The organism is Corynebacterium sp. CCUG 65737 (assembly GCF_024454115.1).
GTDB lineage: Bacteria > Actinomycetota > Actinomycetes > Mycobacteriales > Mycobacteriaceae > Corynebacterium > Corynebacterium genitalium.
The window spans coordinates 238,407-254,915 of the sequence record NZ_JAGPZB010000001.1; the positions used below are offsets into that span (position 1 = coordinate 238,407).

The following is a 16,509-nucleotide window of genomic DNA, read 5'->3' on the forward strand; positions in this document are numbered from 1 at the left end:
CCGAGGGAGTATTTGGGGGGAATTGATCGGGGGGTCACGTGTCCCGCACACACGACGAGAAAACGAACACAGCGCAGCGGCTGCTGCCAACAACGCGCTCACAGGTCTCGGGGCACCGCTTCATGCGCCGACGGGTGGAGCACGGGCTCATCTACGGTGACATCCGGATGATCCACGATCCACTGGCGTCGCGCCGACGTTCCGCAATCTTCGGCCTCATTGCGGTCGTGCTCATCGCCGGCGGATGCGGGCTGTTCGCCTGGCTCAAACCGAATCCTGATCCGGGGTCGGCGGCGATCATGCGCGCGGCCGACGGCTCGCTCTACGTCCGGGTAGGCGAGGTGGTGCATCCGGTGACGAACTTGACGTCGGCACGCTTGATCGCGGGTAGCCCGGACGAGCCGCAGCGTGTCGGGGACGAACGTTTAACGGATTATCCTCGCGGGGTGCCGCTGGGCCTGACCACCGCGCCCGCGATGTTCGCGCCCGAGGGGAGCAACGACATCGCGTGGAGTGCATGTTCGCTTATCGACGCCTCCCGTACCCCCGCCCTCACCATCCACGCCGGCCCCGCTCCTGAATTGCTTGCACAGCGTGAGGCGATTCTTGTCGCCCACGACGGCGACGACTGGCTGGTGACGCAGGCTGGCCGCGCGAAACTCCCGCCTGCCACAGACCCGGCGGGACGGCTGATCCGGCGCGAGCTCGGCATCGATGCGGCCACGCCGCGCCGGGAAATGCACAGCGGTGTTCTCGGCGCATTGCGTGAATTGCCGCTGATCGGCTTGCCACACCCGTTGCCGCGCGTGCTGGAAACGGGTGCGGAGGCGTGGATACTCACCGGCCACGGCGGCGTGCAACAGATCACCCCGCTGCAACGGGATGTGCTCGTGGCGGCAGGCGCGCACACCGAACGAACTGATACGGCTGCGATCGCGGCCTATCCCGACGCCGATCCACCGCTGACGTTGTCGATCCCGGACGAGAAACCGGAATGGGGTGACCCAGCTGCCACCTCCGGTGCTGTAGAGACCGCCGTCTGCGCGGCAGAGAACGGTCAAGCCGGTCGGCGCCCAGCCGATGCACTCACAAGGGGAGCGGTCGAACTGTCAGGGGCAGGCCCGGCTACCCACTTCATCGGGTTGTCGGACGGGGCTGTCGGGGTCGATACCGGATTTGGTTACCACGTTGTGTCGGGTGCAGGGCAGCGTCACGGTGTTGACCAGCAGGCAGTTCTGGAGATGATCGGGGTGGCGCATATGGAAAAGGCCCCGTGGGCAATCATTGGTCTGTTGCCCGCGGGGCCGGATCTCACGCGCGAAGCTGCACTGACCGCGACATACTGAACGGGCGCCGGCTGGCCTAGCGGTCTGACTGAAATTTGCTACCCGTTTGGTTCTTGCGGATTCCGCGCACAACCAAAACAATCCCCGCGATCCAGCTGGCGAGTGCTGTCATGTAGGAAATCGTGCCCCACGCAGTGGCAACGGCGAGGAACCCAAGCAGAAAGACAATCACGCCAATGATGATGTCCTGCTGCCCGGTGGTGCCGGAAGAACGCGAGTTGCCCGAATCGTGGGGCATCTGGGAAGTCATGACTGCCAGTGTGCCAGGAAAGCGAACGGCCCTGCCAGGGCAGGGCCGTGAAGAGTCGGGGATGCTGAAGTACTAGAAGCCAGCCTCGAGGTGCAGGGTCGGGCCATCGGAGTCACCCATGTCATCGGCGAAGGTGTCCTCGTTCATGGTGTCCTCGGTCGGCGATGTGTCGTAAGTCTCCTCGTCCGTCCCGATCTCCGTGGTGGTGCCCTGGAAATCGAAGGGGTCCTCAGACTCCTCGTCTGCCCCCTCAGCCTTTTCGGTATAGTCCTCGACGTTGCCCAAGCCCTCGACGTAGTCATCGTCGGCGCTGATCTTCGTTTCCAGAACACCGTCGGCGTTCTCAGAGTCGATGAACATCTCGTCGAATTCGCCGTCACCGTCAACGTCGACAAGCACTGTGTTGGCGTAGCCGTCGCCGTCAGAGTCGAGCACGACGGTGTCGATGGTGCCGTCGCCGTCCAGATCCACCAGTGCGGTGTCTATGGTGCCGTCGTTGTCGGTGTCCAGAACAGCAGCGTCAAAAGTCTCTACGTTCTCGTCGATGGTGTTCGGGTCCTGCGGGTTGTTGGGGTTGGTCATGATTGCGTCCTTCCTGGTGTGTTGAGTGGTGTTTTCATGCGTTTAATGCGCACGCTACGTCAAATGTTCCTGCGCGAGACCACCAAAGAACCTACGGCGGTGCTGAGCAGTGCAAACAAGCCCAAAATTGTAAGGACAACACCGGTCTTGCGGGGTGCGGTGGCCACGGTTTTCTCTACGGGAGTAACTGTCATTGGGCCCGTATCGTCATCGCGACCAGGGCGGTGAGATTCGGGCGGGAGATGCGTCAGCGCGGTGAGCGTATCGACGGCCCCTCCGCTCGGCTCCGCAGCTCCATCCACCATCGCGCGAATCTGCGCCGGGGTGGCATCGGGGTAGCGCTGCCGCAACAACGCCACCGTTGCGCTGACTACCGGAGCAGCAAAACTGGTGCCCTCGTACGGTTGAGCGTCCCCGCGATCGCCCGCAACTCCACCGGTGAAACCGTTTCCGTCGGACGACAAAGCAGCCTGTGGGCGGCCCGGTGCGGAAACAGCTAAGTACTCGTCAGGTACGGGCAGGGAGTACTGGGCCATGGTGTGGCTGTCGGCTCGCGACCCGACGGTGATGACGGTGGGGAAGTGCGCCGGGTACACCGTGGAGCCCGGCGGGCACTCGTGGTTCGCATTGCCCGCGGCGGCGACAACGACAACACCGTCCGACTCGGCGCGCCCGAGTGCAAGACGCAGATCCTGGGTGTCCACCCGTGCGGCGAGCTGCGGTTCCACGCAAGAGACGACTGACATATTGATCACGTCGGCGCCCAAGTCGATCGCGTTGTGGATGGCGCGCGCAAGGGTGTCCAAATTCCCCGCACCGGGGATGTCCTCTGTTTCCGGCGAGCCATCCGGTACTGGGGCCGTAGTTGTGCGGAAGTGCGCGGAGGATTGGCGGATCGCGATGATCTCCGCATCAGGGGCGATGCCCGTTGTCGTGCCCGCGATGATGCCGGCGACGACGGTGCCGTGCGCGTCGCAGTCGTCGAATGGACGTGGATCATCTGGGGTGACGTAGTCGTTGCCGGGGATGAGCTGGTTGAGCTCTGGGTGCTGGGCAACCCCGGTGTCGATCACAGCCACTTTCACTCCCGCGCCGGTGGCGATCTTACGCACCTGGTCGAGATCGGCCGCAGCGGCGGGTGGATCCGCAGGAACCGGGACTGCGCAGGCGACATCTTGGGCGTGGGCAGGTGGGGTGGCAACAAGAACGGGCTGGGTAGAGAAGAGGATGAGGGTTAGGGCCGGGATGCACGTGGACGTCGACAAGCGAAAGCGCACTACAGGCCCCTGATCAGCGTGAAGAAACCGGTGAGGTAGACAGCCAGCGGCAACACGGCAATGATCGCGGCAGCCTCGGCGCGCTCGAGCCACACGAGTGTGGTGGGCTCCAGATCGGGGACGAAACGGGCCCAGATCGTCGCGCTTGCCGCAGCCACCGCGAGGACTCCGGCGAGCACGAGTAGCGCTGGATGCGGGCTATCCATCTGTGCGACGGCTATAACAGCACAGGTAACGGCCGTCATGGCAGAAAGTGCGAGGCTCAACCGCGGCGCGGTCGAGTGGTGGCGTGACGCGTGCACGATGAGCGCTCCAGCGACACAGAGACAGAACGCAATGATCCAGGCTCCGCCCGCGAAGGCGATGGTGATCAGCGCCGGGATCATGCACACGGCGGTGCCGATGCCCAGACCGTCTGTAATACCGCGGGCTTTTTGCGTGCGCAGGTCAACGTCATCCTGGTAGTCGTCCGCGATGGAGAATTCCTGCCCAGCAGTGGGCACGCGGGGAATGCGTAGACCGGCACCGCGGGTCGCCACAGCAGGTGTGAGCATGATGGCGGTCAACCCCAGCAGCACGACCGTCGCTGCGGGAGCGTGCGGGGACGGTAACCACGACCCCAACGCGCCACCTGCACTGAGTGCACTCACCGTGAGTACCGCAGTACCGCATCGCGTGCCGACGAAGCCCAGCACCGCCCCGCCGCCTACCAGGACTGCCACCGTCGCCGACGAAGCGATCACACCAAGTGCTGCGCTGCTGTTGAGCGGCCACGCGAGTGCTTCCTCGCCCCCGGCCCAGGTGCCGCATGCGATACCCGCAAGCACAGCGCCGGCGGGGAACACCGCGCGGGAACGGGAGATGACACCGATCGCGAGCGCGACAAGAGCAGCTGCCCCGACACCGATAACCGGGTTGGTCAGGGCAGCAACAAGAAAACCGACGGCGACGATACCCGCGAGCGATGACGCCGTATCGATCCCGGCGCGCGGGCCCCCATCAGCCGACACCGCCGCGAGTGATTCCGCAGCGTCGCGCACGACCGGGGGATCGACCTCCTCCTCCGGGCGCAGAGCAAGCACCTGCCCGTCCCGCACTCGCATGTGGTGCAGGGGAGTGTGCGGATCCAAGGGAGCGCCTCCAGCAGTGGTGAACTCCCACGGTCGTCCGATTTCCGGAAGCTCGACGAGCCGGGCAAGCTCCGGCAGGACCTCAGCGAATGTCGACGCTGTTGGCAATGTCACGTCAATGGAGCGGTGGTACGTCACGGCACTGACACGCACGGTGACGCGGACGACATGGTGAGTCGATGCGGCGACCACAGTTTTCTTCCCCCCCCCGGGTTGCACGTGTGCAGGCCCCCGCCTGCACACGTGATGAGCTGTGCTGGCGTTCACGCTACACGCAATCGCTGACGGCGCGCTACACTAACGCTCAACACCTGCGGTTGGGGGAACCAGCGGGGATGGTTCGAGGGGGGACATTCATGCTCGGATTGGACAACAACCCTGTCCAAACGCCGGTCAGTGCTGGACACAGTGCTGGAGATGCGCCGCCACTGCCCGGTGGAAACCTCGTCGCGGAGCCCGTCCCGCAGGCGGTACGGCGTCCGCCGGAGCCAATGATGAAAATCATCATGCCGGTGGTCATGGTCGCAGCTATCGGAGCAATGGTGGCCATCATGGCCTTGTCGGGCCGGGGTGTTAGCCCCATGATGATGGTGTTTCCGCTCATGATGGTGATGGGCATGCTCACAATGCTCAACCCTCCTGAGCGGGCTGGAGACATCGACGAATCCCGCCGTGTGTACTTGCGCCACCTCGACGCGCTGGCAGAGCACGCTCGTGGAAATGGTGACAAGCAGCGAGCGCATGTTGAGTTCTTCCACCCGCATCCGCACGCATTGGTCAGCGCGGTCCCCACAGAGCGGGTCTGGGAGAGGGTGCACGATGATTCTCGTGCGCTGGAAGTGCGTGTGGGAACAGGAATGTCCGCTTTGTGCACGCCTATCGACGTGCCTGACCCCGGCTCGCCCGAAGATCTCGACCCCGTATGCGCTGTGAGTCTGCGCCGCACCGTAGCCGCTGTGAGCGCGGTGCCGCGGGTTCCGATCATCATCCAGTTGGAAGCGTTTCCACTGGTCACCCTCGCTGGGCCGAAAGCACGCACAGTGGCGCGGTCCATGCTGGCGCAGCTGGCGTTCTTCCACGGACCGGAGCTGCTCGGCCTTGAGGTTGCCGCAGAGGGGCTCGAGTTCTCCAAGTGGTTGCCCCACACCCGCGATCCCGAGTCCGCAGCGTTCTCGGTCGCGTTTGTGGATGCTGGCTCCCCGGATGCACTTGTACGCACCGATCACGACTGCGTTGTCGTGGTCACGGAGGATGAGGATGCCTTCGTTCACGAGGATGCGCTGCACTTGGTGTGCGGCGAACGCATTAGCGCGGTCACGGCCGCTGGCACGGAGCCGCTTGGGGAGCCTGACGAGTTCAGCGACGGTGCCGCAGAATACATCTGCCGGAATCTCGCCTTCTACCGCCGTCCTGAGGGCCAAACAGGAACTGCCAATAGCGGGGACCTGTTAGAGCTGTTGGGGTTCGAAGACGTAGACCAGCTGTCTGGGCCGGCAATGTGGCCTGGGCGGGAGGGGACCCGGCAACGGTTGACGGTACCGATCGGCACGGAAGGTCCGGGATCGGGCGGGGCGCCCGTCTACCTAGACTTGAAGGAGTCAGCGCACGGCGGAATGGGCCCGCATGGGTTGTGCATTGGCGCGACAGGTAGCGGTAAGTCTGAACTACTCAGAACACTCGTTGCAGCGCTGGCAGCGACACATTCGCCCGAGGAGCTCAACTTTGTCCTCGTTGATTTCAAAGGCGGCGCCACGTTCCTCGGATGTGAAGGGTTACCCCACACATCCGCGGTGATCACCAACCTGGAAGACGAGGCGGTCCTGGTGGAGCGCATGTTCGATGCGATCTCCGGCGAGCTCAACCGCCGCCAAGAACTGCTGCGCGCATCGGGTAATTTCGCCAACGTCACCGACTACACCGCGGCACGCATGAGCACGCGTCCAGACATGGATCCGCTGCCGGCGTTGCTCATCGTGGTCGACGAGTTCTCCGAGCTCCTCGGCCAACACCCGGACTTCGCGGATCTCTTCGTCGCTGTCGGACGGTTAGGGCGCTCGTTGGGTGTGCATTTGCTGTTAGCCTCACAACGGCTTGAGGAGGGCAAACTGCGCGGCCTGGATTCGCACCTGTCCTACCGCATCGGTCTGCGCACGTTCTCAGCCACCGAGTCGCGCCAGGTACTGGGCATCCCCGATGCTTACGAGTTGCCGGCTGACCCTGGCTCGGGCTACCTCAAGGCCGCATCCAGTGAGGTCACGCGTTTCAAAGCGGCGTATGTCTCCGGTCCACTCATGCGAAAAGACGTTGCGGCGCACGGTTCCCATACCGCAGCGAGCATCCCGGCAGTACGCATTTTCGACGGCTGGGATCCGCCCGAGGTGACCCCGGTCGTCGCAGGTACGCCGGATACATCGACAACCGTGCTGGCGGCTGTTGTTGAGGCCGCCGGCGAGACTGCTCAGTTGCGCGGGCACAGCGCTCACCGCGTGTGGCTGCCACCACTGCCGCGCCGGGTAGGGATCCCTGCCGTCGTCACGCGAGCGGGAATGCTCACCGCGGGCATTGGGCTTATCGACGACCCCTACCACCAGCGCCAAGATCCCCTCATCCTCGACTTGAACGTCTCCGGCGGCCATGTGGCGATCGCCGGTGGGCCGCAAACGGGCAAGTCGATGGCCGTGCGCACGCTGATCACCTCTTTGGCTGCCACCCACTCGACTGAGCAGATCGGCTTCTACATCGTCGATGCCGGTAGCGGCGACTTCGCGGACCTTGAAAGTCTGCCCCACGTTGCCGGCGTGGCAGAACGCAGCGACGAGGAGCGGGTCCGCCGCGTCGTCGATGAAGTCTTGGGCATCATTGAAAACCCGCGTGGCGCACCGCGACCGCAGCACACGGTGTTGGCGGTCGATGGGTGGCATTCATTGTTGGCGACCGATTCGAAACTGGAGGATCTGCGGGAACCGCTGGCGACCATTGCGGCTGAGGGGCCGGCGGCTGGGGTGCACCTGGTGGCCACCACCCAGCGCTGGGGCGCGATCCGTCCCAACGTGCGCGACATCATCGGCACTCGAGTGGAGCTCAAACTCACTGAGTCGATGGATTCTGTAGTCGACCGCAAAAAGCAGGAGAAACTTCCCGCATTGCCCGGCCGCGGACTCACTCCCGACGGGATGAGCATGCTGGTGGCGGCAACCGCAAAGGAAGATATCGCACACATTGCAGCCACGACTGCGCACCAGCCGCGTGTACCTGCCTTGAGGGTTCTGCCGGAGAGGGTGACGGTGGGGCAGGCGCGCCAGACTCAGACGTCGATAAGCGACACGCCGCTGTTGGGCATTGGTGGACGTGCACTGGAACCTGTGCACCTGGATGGCCAGCATCTCGTCGCTATCGGCGCGGCGGGCTCTGGCAAATCGACGCTGGTGAACACTGTGATCACACAGATCGCCGAGCTCCCGCGGGAACAGGCGCGCATGGTGGTCATCGATCCACGGCGTGTCCACCTGCGCCACGCGGACCACCCCATGGTCGCAGCGTATGCGGGCTCTTCTGACGCGGCCGCTACAGCGGTGACCGACACCGTGGCCACGATGTCGTCGCGTCTGCCGGGGCCAGATGTCACGGCCGAGCAACTCGCCGCTCGCAGTTGGTGGACTGGTCCAGATATCTACCTTGTGATCGACGACCTAGAACTTGTTCCCGACGAGCACCTGCGTCCGCTCGTCGCGCTCCTTCCTCATGCCCACGACATTGGGCTGCACATCATTGCCGCCCGCAAGTTCGGCGGCAGCGCCCGCGCTTTGTTCTCTCCGTTCTTGTCCACGTTGAAAGATCAGCTTCCTGACGCTGTTCTGCTCTCCGGGAACCGGGAAGAAGGACAGCTTTTCGGTGTTCGACCGATGCCGCTTGCGCCGGGACGCGGGATCCTCGTGCGCGACAACGACAACGCCGGCCCAATCCAGATCGCAGTAGGTGACGCAGCATGACCACACGGTTGACCACACCGCAGCTCACGGTGACTATCCGCCCCGACAGCGTCGTTTTCGAAGGTGCTGCCAACGTGCATCGCCACGACAGTCCGAGCACCAGCGAGATCGCCGCCGCGATCTGCAAATGTTTGGGTAGTGATCCTGCCGGTGCCCACGTGCACATTGTCGGGGATGAAGAAACCATCGACGACCTCGTTGTTCTGATGAGCGGATACGACGTCGTGCTCACCAGCGAGACCACGAAACCGCGCGGAAAGCATGCCCTGCGCCCCAATGCGAAAGCGGGCGCTGCCGAAACGGCGGATTCGAGTACGGACTCCGAAACTGAAACAAATCCGTCCACAAACGAATGGGAGGAAATCACGCTGCGTCGCCCGACGCTTTACGACGGCTCACGCGACACCTTCCTACCCGCACGCCCCCTCCTCATTGTGGCGGTGGTCGTCATCGGCGCACTCTGCGCTGCCGCTGTGTGGGCCGTTGCGCGGTCTGGTTCCGATGCGTTAGAGCACGCGGCCGGATCTGGCGCCTCCATTGGCGCGACGACGAGTGAGGTGACATCGGCTCCTTCGCTTGATTCATCCGCGCCTTCTACGCAGCCAGCCCCGCAGCCCGAGTTCGTCACTCTCACCCAGGACGGTCTGAGCGTGGAGGTGCCGGTCGGCTTCACCCTCGAGCCCGATGAAGATATGTGGCGCGCGACCGGCCCTGATCCGGATTTCCGCTTGCAGCTTGCCGTTGATCCGCTCTACGGAGTGGCAGGAGAAGCCGTGATCGCCCAGATTGAGCAGGAGATTCTCGGCGACCCCGAGTTACGCCTCATCGAGCGTGATGAGCACAGCATCACCTACAGGCACTTGCTTCCAGACGGCTCCCAAGCCCACTGGCGCGCCTGGGTCGATGCAGACCACCAAATCTCCATTGGTTGCCACACCCGGAAAGCTCCCACGTCAGTCCAGCAGGCCACATGCACCATGGCTAACGACTCGGCCCGGTACAGCCCTCCTTAACCGTCTCACCAAAGGGGCAGGTACCGGCCCGCACGGAGAAAAACTCCAAGAATTTTCACCGCCGAGGGAACCGAACAGGGGCCTGCGGCAGTCCAATAAGGGTGGAAAGGTCACGAACGGCTCGCAAAGGTGCTTCACCGACTACGCGCCACGTGCCCGGACCGGCCTTTGTCCGTTAAGTCACACACCGATATCGGGGGAACACATGAGCAACATGCAAACAGAAGCCGACGTGATGCGCGCCGCCGCCAAGGAAGTCGAAACGACCAATGAAGAAATCAACGGTGAACTCAACCGTCTGCAGACTCTCGCGGAGGGGGCGCGCAGCCACTGGGGTGGCACCGCACAGGTCAGTTTCAACGAGCTGATGATGCGTTACGACGACGCCGAGCGCCGTCTCGGGGAGGCACTGACCGCCATCGCAATGAACATCCGCGATAACGCGGGCAACTACGAAGACGTCGAGGCCACTAACGCGGATAGCTTCTCGTCGATCGCGCCGTCCTCAGGCCTGGCCCTGTAAGCCCACGAAGAGAATTCAGAGAGTTAAAGGAGAGCACCATGACTGTCATCAAGTACCAATTCGCCTCGATCTCAAATACATCCCAGGACATTCTGCAGTCGGCACTCACGATCGACGGCCAGCTCGAGGACCTGAAGGCGCGGTTGCGCCCCATGGTGGACAGCTGGGACGGTGAAGCAGCTGAGGCGTACCAGATCCACCAGGCGAAATGGGATGCCGCGGCAGAGGAGCTGAACGGAATCCTCACCGTCATCGGCAACACCGTCGAAAACGGCAACTCCCGGATGAAGGCGGTCAACACTGCCGCTGCCAACAGCTGGGCCTAAGTACGCCACACACTGCCGTTCCCTTGCTGCAAGCGCCTCAAAGTCGCACTGACCGTTCCTATTCGGTTGGCGTGGGCGGACGCGACGTTGGGCACCGACGCGTGGCGCGGACAGAAGGGGATCAGGTTGTGCCGCGCCGCCGCAGGGAAACTTCTGCGGCGGCGTTTTGGTGTTTCGGCAGGTGGTGCTCTAGTGTTAACGGTCTGTGTGTTGTCTCCGACCGGCACTCGCTCTGCGGTAGCTGGTCACCTCACATCCGGGTCTCCACCGGCCGCCGGAATGTGAGGGGGGAGCGGGCGCACGTGGCCGGCAGCCTCTAGATACAGACTTCAAGGAGTCCATGTATGTCTACTTACCACCCGAAGAGCGGTGACATTACCCGTCAGTGGTACGTCATCGACGCTACCGACGTGGTGCTGGGCAAGCTTGCTTCTACCGTGGCAGACCTGCTGCGCGGTAAGCACAAGCCGCAGTTCGCACCGAACGTCGACACCGGCGACCACGTCATCGTGATCAACGCCGACAAGGTCCACATTTCGTCTAACAAGCGCGATCGTGAGATGCGCTACCGCCACTCCGGTTACCCGGGTGGTCTGAAGTCCATGACCCTGGGCCGTGCTCTCGATGAGCGCGCGGACCGCGTCATCGAAGAGGCTGTCAAGGGCATGATGCCGCACAACCGCCTCTCCCGTGAGTCCATTAAGAAGCTTCACGTCTACGTCGGTGCCGAGCACCCGCACGAGGCGCAGAAGCCCGAGAACTTCGAGCTTAAGCAGGTGGCGCAGTAATGACCGAGCCGAACAACACCCCTGAGAACATCGCTGACGCAGCTCTCGAGGCTGACGTCACCGACATCGACGCCGCAACCGCAGCGACCGAGGAGTTCAACTACACCATCGGCGACGCCGTGGCAGTCGAGGATGAGACCGCTGGCGCTGAGGAGACCGTCGAGGTCGCGTCCTTCCACGAGGGCCCGATCCAGACCGTCGGCCGCCGCAAGCGCGCCATCGCCCGTGTCACCGTCGTCGAAGGCGAGGGCAAGATCACGGTCAACGGCCGCGAGTTCGAGGACTACTTCCCGAACAAGCTGCACCAGCAAGACATCCTGTCCCCGCTGACGCTGCTGGAGCGCGAAGGCCAGTTCGACATCAAGGCCAACATCAACGGTGGTGGCCCGACCGGCCAGGCCGGTGCTCTGCGCCTGGCCATCGCCCGCGCCCTGAACGTGTATAACCCGGCTGAGCGCCCGACCTTGAAGAAGGCTGGCTACCTCACCCGTGACGCACGTGCCGTCGAGCGCAAGAAGGCTGGTCTGCACAAGGCCCGCCGTGCACCGCAGTACTCCAAGCGTTAATCGCGGTTACTGCTTCACAAGCGCCGTCACCCTTTGCGGGTGGCGGCGTTTTTCGCTTATCGACGCATTACCAACCTGAAAATCCCCTAAGGCATAATGGACTGTCATGACTCGACTGTTTGGAACTGACGGTGTCCGTGGCTTGGCCAATGAGGCTCTGACCGCGCCTTTGGCGCTGAAGCTGGGCCAGGCAGCGGCCACGGTGTTGACGCAGACGAAGCGTTCCGACCAGCGTCGTGCGACCGCCATCATTGGCCGCGACCCGCGCGTGTCGGGGGAGATGCTGGCGGCGGCAATGGCAGCCGGTATGGCATCGAAAGGTGTGGACGTGCTCCGCGTCGGAGTCATCCCGACGCCGGGCTTGGCGTTTCTCACCGACGACTACGGCGCCGACATCGGCGTGATGATCTCCGCGTCCCACAACCCCATGCCGGACAACGGCATCAAGTTCTTCTCCGCCGGCGGCAAGAAGCTTCCTGACGACGTGGAGAACGACATCGAGGAGGAGATGGCCCACATCGATGAAGGCGGACCGACCGGCACCGGCATTGGCCGCATCATCGAGGAGTCCCCGGAAGCCCACGACCGTTACCTGGACCACCTCAACGCCTCGGTGACCACCCGACTCACCGGCCTGAAGGTCGTCGTGGACTGCGCAAACGGGGCCGCCTCCCGCCTAGCTCCGGAGGCCTACGCCGAAGCAGGGGCGAAGGTCATCCCGATCTTCAACAAGCCCAACGCCTTCAACATCAACGACAACTGCGGATCCACCCACATTTCCCAGGTGCAGAAGGCCGTTGTCGAGCACGGCGCCGACTTGGGCTTGGCTCACGACGGCGATGCCGATCGCTGCCTGGCTGTCGATGCCGAGGGCAATGTTGTCGATGGCGACCAAATTATGGCGATTTTGGCTTTGGGGCTGAAAGAGAAGTCGTCGTTACGCAAAAACATGCTGGTGGCTACCGTGATGAGCAACCTCGGGCTGAAGCTTGCCATGGAGCGCGAGGGCATCGCTGTGCGCGAGACGAAGGTGGGCGACCGCTACGTACTCGAGGAACTCGCACGCGGTGATTACTCACTCGGCGGCGAGCAGTCCGGCCACATCGTGTTGCCGTCCCGCGCGACGACGGGCGATGGAACGTTGAGCGGCCTGATGATCATGGAGCGCATGGCCGAAACCGGCGCGACACTGAAGGAACTGGCCAGCGTGATGACGGTGTTGCCGCAGGTGCTTATCAACGTGCCTGTGTCCGACAAGTCGCTCATCCTGGACAACCCCGAGGTCAAGGAAGCCACCGCCGCCGCAGAGGCCGAGCTTGGCTCGAGTGGCCGTGTGCTGCTGCGCCCCTCTGGTACCGAAGAGCTCTTCCGCGTCATGGTGGAAGCAGCGGAGGAGGAGCACGCGCGCAAGGTAGCTGGCAAGCTCGCCGCCACTGTCGCCTCTGTCTAGCGCGAGTGCGCTGAAAATGCCTTAAAGTAATTGGGGCAGCAGGGAACCAAAGGGGGGTCCGCGGCAGTCTAACTCTGTGTGAGGAATTCGACTGCCGCATGCGCGGCTTCATTTACGCGGGGGGATTGAACGTGAATGCACCTTTAGAGCTGGACACGGGTGAGATGCGGGAAGCGCTACGGGGCGCGATATCCCGGTATACCGAAGCGGTGGAGCTGCTCCGCCAGCAGCGGCCGAGCGTGGATCCGGCCTGTTTGGGGGAGGGGTTCACCAGCGACGCGGAACGCTTGGGGGCAGCCATGACCGCGGTCCATGAGAATACTCTCGCGCGCTTGCAGGAGAGGATACGCCATTACGAGTCGATTCTCACGCTCACCGACGATGTCGAGTCCACGGATGAGGACAACGCCGCACCGATGGAGGCCGTGTTGAGGAGGTTCACCCGTGAGTAACGCGCAGGTCAAAGACCGCCTCAACGCTGTCACGCGGGAAGCAGCCGCAATAAATGGTGTCTCCTCCGGAGACCTGAACAAGATCAACGCCAAGGTGAGTGACATCTCGGCGAAGTTGGACTATACCAACGGGAAAGACACCAGCGCCCTGTCCACCGAAGCCGCGCGGTTCAACCCCAAAGGGGACCAGCCAGGCGGCAAGTCACGCCCTGGCGGCCGCTCGGGCGGCTGGGGCATTGTGGGCCTTCTCGTTGATCTAGCGCCATTGGCGTTCGGCGCGTTCAATTCCGCAGGCGACTGGCTGCGGGATATTGGGATCACCGGCCATGAGGATGACCTCGATGAGGGCCAGCGTGAACTAGACCGCTGCCTTGAGGATCTGCGTACCGAAACAGGAGAGTGTGTCGATGCCGTCGATGAGATCGATTCCAACGCGGAAGACGGCGTGCTGGCGATCCTGGATACGTTGCTCAGGTTCCTCCCCTTGGCGCGTGCAGTATCGTCGCCGGAGAACGAGGCCGCCGTGCTCTTGCCCGTCGTCAAAGCGCTGATGTACGTCGAGAAAACCATCGACGACCGCAATGAGTGCATGCGCCAATGCTACGAGCACCTGGAGCCTCTCTACGACGAAGTTGGCCAGCTCCCATCCCCGTCCGTGAAGGAGTACTACCCGCCTAACGACGGCGCACCTGCTAGCCCAGAGGGCGAACCGGACGCGCCAAAACAAACCGAACAGCCCGAGCAACCGAAACAGAAGGAACCGCCGGTAGTGAAACCACCGGTCGAGGGGCCGCCAGTTGATGGACCACCGGTGAAGGAGCAGCCCCCGACTGGAGCGGCGGAAGCGCCCGTGAAACCGGCTGGCCCCCAGGCAGCACCACCTGCTCCTGGGCCTGCCCCAGAGCCCGCCCCGGGACCTGCTCCGGTTGCTGCACCTGCCCCGTCGGTCCAGGCCGCGCCCCCGAATGCCGAGTCTTTGACTATGCCGACTAATCCGGCGAGCGTGGCGACGGCGCCCGCAGGGTTCACCGCGGGTGCTGGCGGAGCGAACCTCAACGTGAATATCAACGTCGGACTGGGTGGTGATCTCGGAGGGGTCTCACCCGCTCCTGCGGCTCCAACGGCACCTCCCGTGCTTCCTGCACCGCCCTCGCTTCCTGCCGTCCCGCCGGTGGGGCCGGTGGGCCAAGCCGCAATCGGCCAGTTCATTGCTGGGGTGGAGGAGTTCAAGAACATGGTGATGGACTGTCTCTCCGCCACAGAACTCCCGCCGGCAACGGGCTGCGAATGCCCGCCGGAGGCACCAGAGGCGGAATCGGACAACCTGCCTGAAAAACCGGCACCGGAACAACAGACACCCGAACAACAGGCAACGGAAAAACCAGCAGCTGAAGAACCCGCAACTGAACAGTCCGAGGACAAACTGGCACCGCCGCCCGAGCTTGCTGAGGTCAAGGAGCCTCCGCCGCCACCGAAACAGTCAGTGGCACCCGCCGGTGCGGGCGAGCTGGGCCAAACGAGCGGCGCAACCGACGTTGCCCCAGCGGAGCCGCACAAGCCGGCCGAACCTGCAGCGCCGCACACCGACTCCAGCGGCACTGACACCGGTTCTGACACTGACACAAACGAGCGCACGAGGAAGACGAGGACGTGGTGATGGACTTCAAGGATTTTGTCGACCAGTTCAACCAGCGCACCGCGCGCCGCATGGCGGAGTTCGAACTGGTGCTGCAGCAAACTCAACAGCAAATGGAGCAGACTGCACGGCAGCAGGCTCTCGCCAAGGAAATGAATATTCAGAAGCCGCCGACCACCACCCCGCGCGGAGGTTACCGTGGCGTCCGCCACGGCAAAGTGCAGGGTGTGCTGCGGAGGGAAGGGCCGACAGGGGCCGGATCCGAACAGGGCTAACGCCAGGCGGCGGGGCGAACCCGCACGCTGGAGTTAGAAGATGCTCTTCGTGTCCGAGCGTGCGAAGCCGGCGTGATCGGCAAGGTCCTTGCCCACGATGGATTCCACGCCCTTGCCAGCGGCATCCATCTCGGAGAAGTCTGCGTACTTCTTCTCGTCAGCGAGCTGGTGCAGGAAGAACCCGGTTAACAGGCCGCGGATGGTCTCTTGGACGCTGGTCTTGGACTTGCCCACGCCCAGCAGCATCTTGCGGAAGTTGTCCTCGCTCAGTGCCTGCTGGTTGCCCTTCTTCACCGTGCGGTACGCGACGGGGCCAGCCCAGTTGTAGGCCAGCTTGGCGGGGTTGCCCGGATCGAAGATCGCGTCCGAGTCCTCATCGGGGCCGATGATCATGCCCGGCTTGAACATAGTGCGGGACGCCTCAACGGCGGAAGGGGCGACGGATGCCGGGTAGACAGGTGCAACTGCCTTGACCTTGTCGTTGTCCACGCTGGCGAGGACGGCGCAGCCGCCGCCCATGCCGTGGCCGGCCACACCGAGCTTGCCCGGGGAAATGGTGACGTTGCCGTTGCCCATGCGCACCCCACCCAGGATCTGCAGGCAGGTCTCCAGGTCGGCGGCGTAACCGGCGTGGTTCGGGTTGAAACCGCGCTCCGTGTCCGGCACGGCGACTGCGATGCCCCAGCTAGCCAGGTGGCGCAGCGTCTTCTCGTAGTTGGCGGCGCTCTTCATCCAGTCGTGGCCGAATGCCACGCCGGGGATGGCAGTGCCTTCGGCAGGCAAGTAGACCTTGCCGGGCAGGCCGGTGTATCCAAGGTCGCCCTCCATGACGCGGTAGGGGCCTCGCTTGGACAGTTCGCTGAGCTTCTTCAAGTTCGCAGACACGCCCCCAAGACTACTGCATAC

16 protein-coding genes are annotated in these 16,509 nt (G+C 63.6%); 11 read left to right on the forward strand and 5 right to left on the reverse strand.

The features are described 5' to 3' along the window. Positions 1 to 38: 38 nt before the first annotated feature. Complete coding sequence (gene eccB / locus KBX17_RS01280) at positions 39 to 1,346, forward strand: type VII secretion protein EccB (protein WP_256018135.1); 1,308 nt, start codon at positions 39 to 41, stop codon at positions 1,344 to 1,346. 16 nt (positions 1,347 to 1,362) lie between these two features. Here eccB and KBX17_RS01285 read toward each other — a convergent pair whose 3' ends face one another. The 4 genes from KBX17_RS01285 to eccD all read right to left on the reverse strand — a co-directional run bounded on the left by KBX17_RS01285 (position 1,363) and on the right by eccD (position 4,777). Further along, positions 1,363 to 1,596, reverse strand: a complete 234-nt coding sequence (locus KBX17_RS01285) for a hypothetical protein (RefSeq protein WP_256018137.1) — start codon at positions 1,594 to 1,596, stop codon at positions 1,363 to 1,365. A gap of 72 nt (positions 1,597 to 1,668) precedes the next feature. Further along, positions 1,669 to 2,178, reverse strand: coding sequence for a hypothetical protein (locus KBX17_RS01290; protein ID WP_256018139.1), 510 nt, complete (start codon positions 2,176 to 2,178; stop codon positions 1,669 to 1,671). Between the two features lie 59 nt (positions 2,179 to 2,237). Beyond that, positions 2,238 to 3,455: a type VII secretion-associated serine protease mycosin gene (gene mycP, locus KBX17_RS01295; protein WP_256018141.1), complete on the reverse strand. Its 1,218-nt coding sequence runs from the start codon at positions 3,453 to 3,455 to the stop codon at positions 2,238 to 2,240. Continuing rightward, entirely contained in the window at positions 3,455 to 4,777 is a 1,323-nt protein-coding gene (eccD, locus tag KBX17_RS01300) for a type VII secretion integral membrane protein EccD (protein ID WP_256018144.1), read from the reverse strand. Before eccD ends, mycP begins: the two co-directional genes overlap by 1 nt. A gap of 164 nt (positions 4,778 to 4,941) precedes the next feature. Between eccD and eccCa the strand changes: the two genes are divergently transcribed. From eccCa to KBX17_RS01350, 10 genes are all read left to right on the forward strand, one after another. Then, the gene (gene eccCa / locus KBX17_RS01305) at positions 4,942 to 8,574 is read left to right on the forward strand and encodes a type VII secretion protein EccCa (protein ID WP_256018145.1); all 3,633 of its coding nucleotides are present in this window, start codon (positions 4,942 to 4,944) and stop codon (positions 8,572 to 8,574) included. Beyond that, positions 8,571 to 9,587, forward strand: coding sequence for a type VII secretion-associated protein (locus KBX17_RS01310; protein ID WP_005286600.1), 1,017 nt, complete (start codon positions 8,571 to 8,573; stop codon positions 9,585 to 9,587). The genes eccCa and KBX17_RS01310 overlap by 4 nt, the downstream gene beginning before the upstream one ends. A gap of 205 nt (positions 9,588 to 9,792) precedes the next feature. Beyond that, positions 9,793 to 10,110, forward strand: coding sequence for a WXG100 family type VII secretion target (locus tag KBX17_RS01315; protein WP_005286596.1), 318 nt, complete (start codon positions 9,793 to 9,795; stop codon positions 10,108 to 10,110). A gap of 38 nt (positions 10,111 to 10,148) precedes the next feature. Next, positions 10,149 to 10,436 carry a WXG100 family type VII secretion target gene (locus KBX17_RS01320; protein WP_256018147.1) on the forward strand — a complete coding sequence of 96 codons (288 nt, stop codon included), beginning with the start codon at positions 10,149 to 10,151 and terminating at the stop codon, positions 10,434 to 10,436. A gap of 344 nt (positions 10,437 to 10,780) precedes the next feature. Continuing rightward, positions 10,781 to 11,224, forward strand: coding sequence for a 50S ribosomal protein L13 (rplM, locus tag KBX17_RS01325; RefSeq protein WP_005286590.1), 444 nt, complete (start codon positions 10,781 to 10,783; stop codon positions 11,222 to 11,224). Next, positions 11,224 to 11,790: a 30S ribosomal protein S9 gene (rpsI, locus tag KBX17_RS01330; protein ID WP_256018148.1), complete on the forward strand. Its 567-nt coding sequence runs from the start codon at positions 11,224 to 11,226 to the stop codon at positions 11,788 to 11,790. Before rplM ends, rpsI begins: the two co-directional genes overlap by 1 nt. A gap of 106 nt (positions 11,791 to 11,896) precedes the next feature. After that, positions 11,897 to 13,240: a phosphoglucosamine mutase gene (gene glmM, locus KBX17_RS01335; protein ID WP_256018150.1), complete on the forward strand. Its 1,344-nt coding sequence runs from the start codon at positions 11,897 to 11,899 to the stop codon at positions 13,238 to 13,240. 131 nt (positions 13,241 to 13,371) lie between these two features. After that, positions 13,372 to 13,692 carry a hypothetical protein gene (locus KBX17_RS01340; RefSeq protein ID WP_256018152.1) on the forward strand — a complete coding sequence of 107 codons (321 nt, stop codon included), beginning with the start codon at positions 13,372 to 13,374 and terminating at the stop codon, positions 13,690 to 13,692. After that, positions 13,685 to 15,349, forward strand: coding sequence for a hypothetical protein (locus tag KBX17_RS01345; RefSeq protein ID WP_256018154.1), 1,665 nt, complete (start codon positions 13,685 to 13,687; stop codon positions 15,347 to 15,349). The genes KBX17_RS01340 and KBX17_RS01345 overlap by 8 nt, the downstream gene beginning before the upstream one ends. Beyond that, on the forward strand, positions 15,349 to 15,603 hold the full coding sequence (locus tag KBX17_RS01350) for a hypothetical protein (RefSeq protein ID WP_005286575.1): 255 nt from the start codon (positions 15,349 to 15,351) through the stop codon (positions 15,601 to 15,603). Before KBX17_RS01345 ends, KBX17_RS01350 begins: the two co-directional genes overlap by 1 nt. Before the next feature lie 33 nt (positions 15,604 to 15,636). Here KBX17_RS01350 and KBX17_RS01355 read toward each other — a convergent pair whose 3' ends face one another. Continuing rightward, on the reverse strand, positions 15,637 to 16,488 hold the full coding sequence (locus KBX17_RS01355) for a dienelactone hydrolase family protein (protein WP_256018155.1): 852 nt from the start codon (positions 16,486 to 16,488) through the stop codon (positions 15,637 to 15,639). Between the last annotated feature and the right edge of the window lie 21 nt (positions 16,489 to 16,509).

Excerpts from the sequence above, each read along its gene's own strand:
- eccCa (WP_256018145.1), top strand. The coding sequence starts at position 4,942 with ATGCTCGGATTGGACAACAACCCTGTCCAAACGCCGGTCAGTGCTGGA.
- KBX17_RS01350 (WP_005286575.1), top strand. The coding sequence starts at position 15,349 with ATGGACTTCAAGGATTTTGTCGACCAGTTCAACCAGCGCACCGCGCGC.
- KBX17_RS01320 (WP_256018147.1), top strand. The coding sequence starts at position 10,149 with ATGACTGTCATCAAGTACCAATTCGCCTCGATCTCAAATACATCCCAG.
- KBX17_RS01315 (WP_005286596.1), top strand. The coding sequence starts at position 9,793 with ATGAGCAACATGCAAACAGAAGCCGACGTGATGCGCGCCGCCGCCAAG.
- rplM (WP_005286590.1), top strand. The coding sequence starts at position 10,781 with ATGTCTACTTACCACCCGAAGAGCGGTGACATTACCCGTCAGTGGTAC.
- KBX17_RS01285 (WP_256018137.1), bottom strand. The coding sequence starts at position 1,596 with ATGACTTCCCAGATGCCCCACGATTCGGGCAACTCGCGTTCTTCCGGC.
- KBX17_RS01290 (WP_256018139.1), bottom strand. The coding sequence starts at position 2,178 with ATGACCAACCCCAACAACCCGCAGGACCCGAACACCATCGACGAGAAC.
- glmM (WP_256018150.1), top strand. The coding sequence starts at position 11,897 with ATGACTCGACTGTTTGGAACTGACGGTGTCCGTGGCTTGGCCAATGAG.
- KBX17_RS01310 (WP_005286600.1), top strand. The coding sequence starts at position 8,571 with ATGACCACACGGTTGACCACACCGCAGCTCACGGTGACTATCCGCCCC.
- rpsI (WP_256018148.1), top strand. The coding sequence starts at position 11,224 with ATGACCGAGCCGAACAACACCCCTGAGAACATCGCTGACGCAGCTCTC.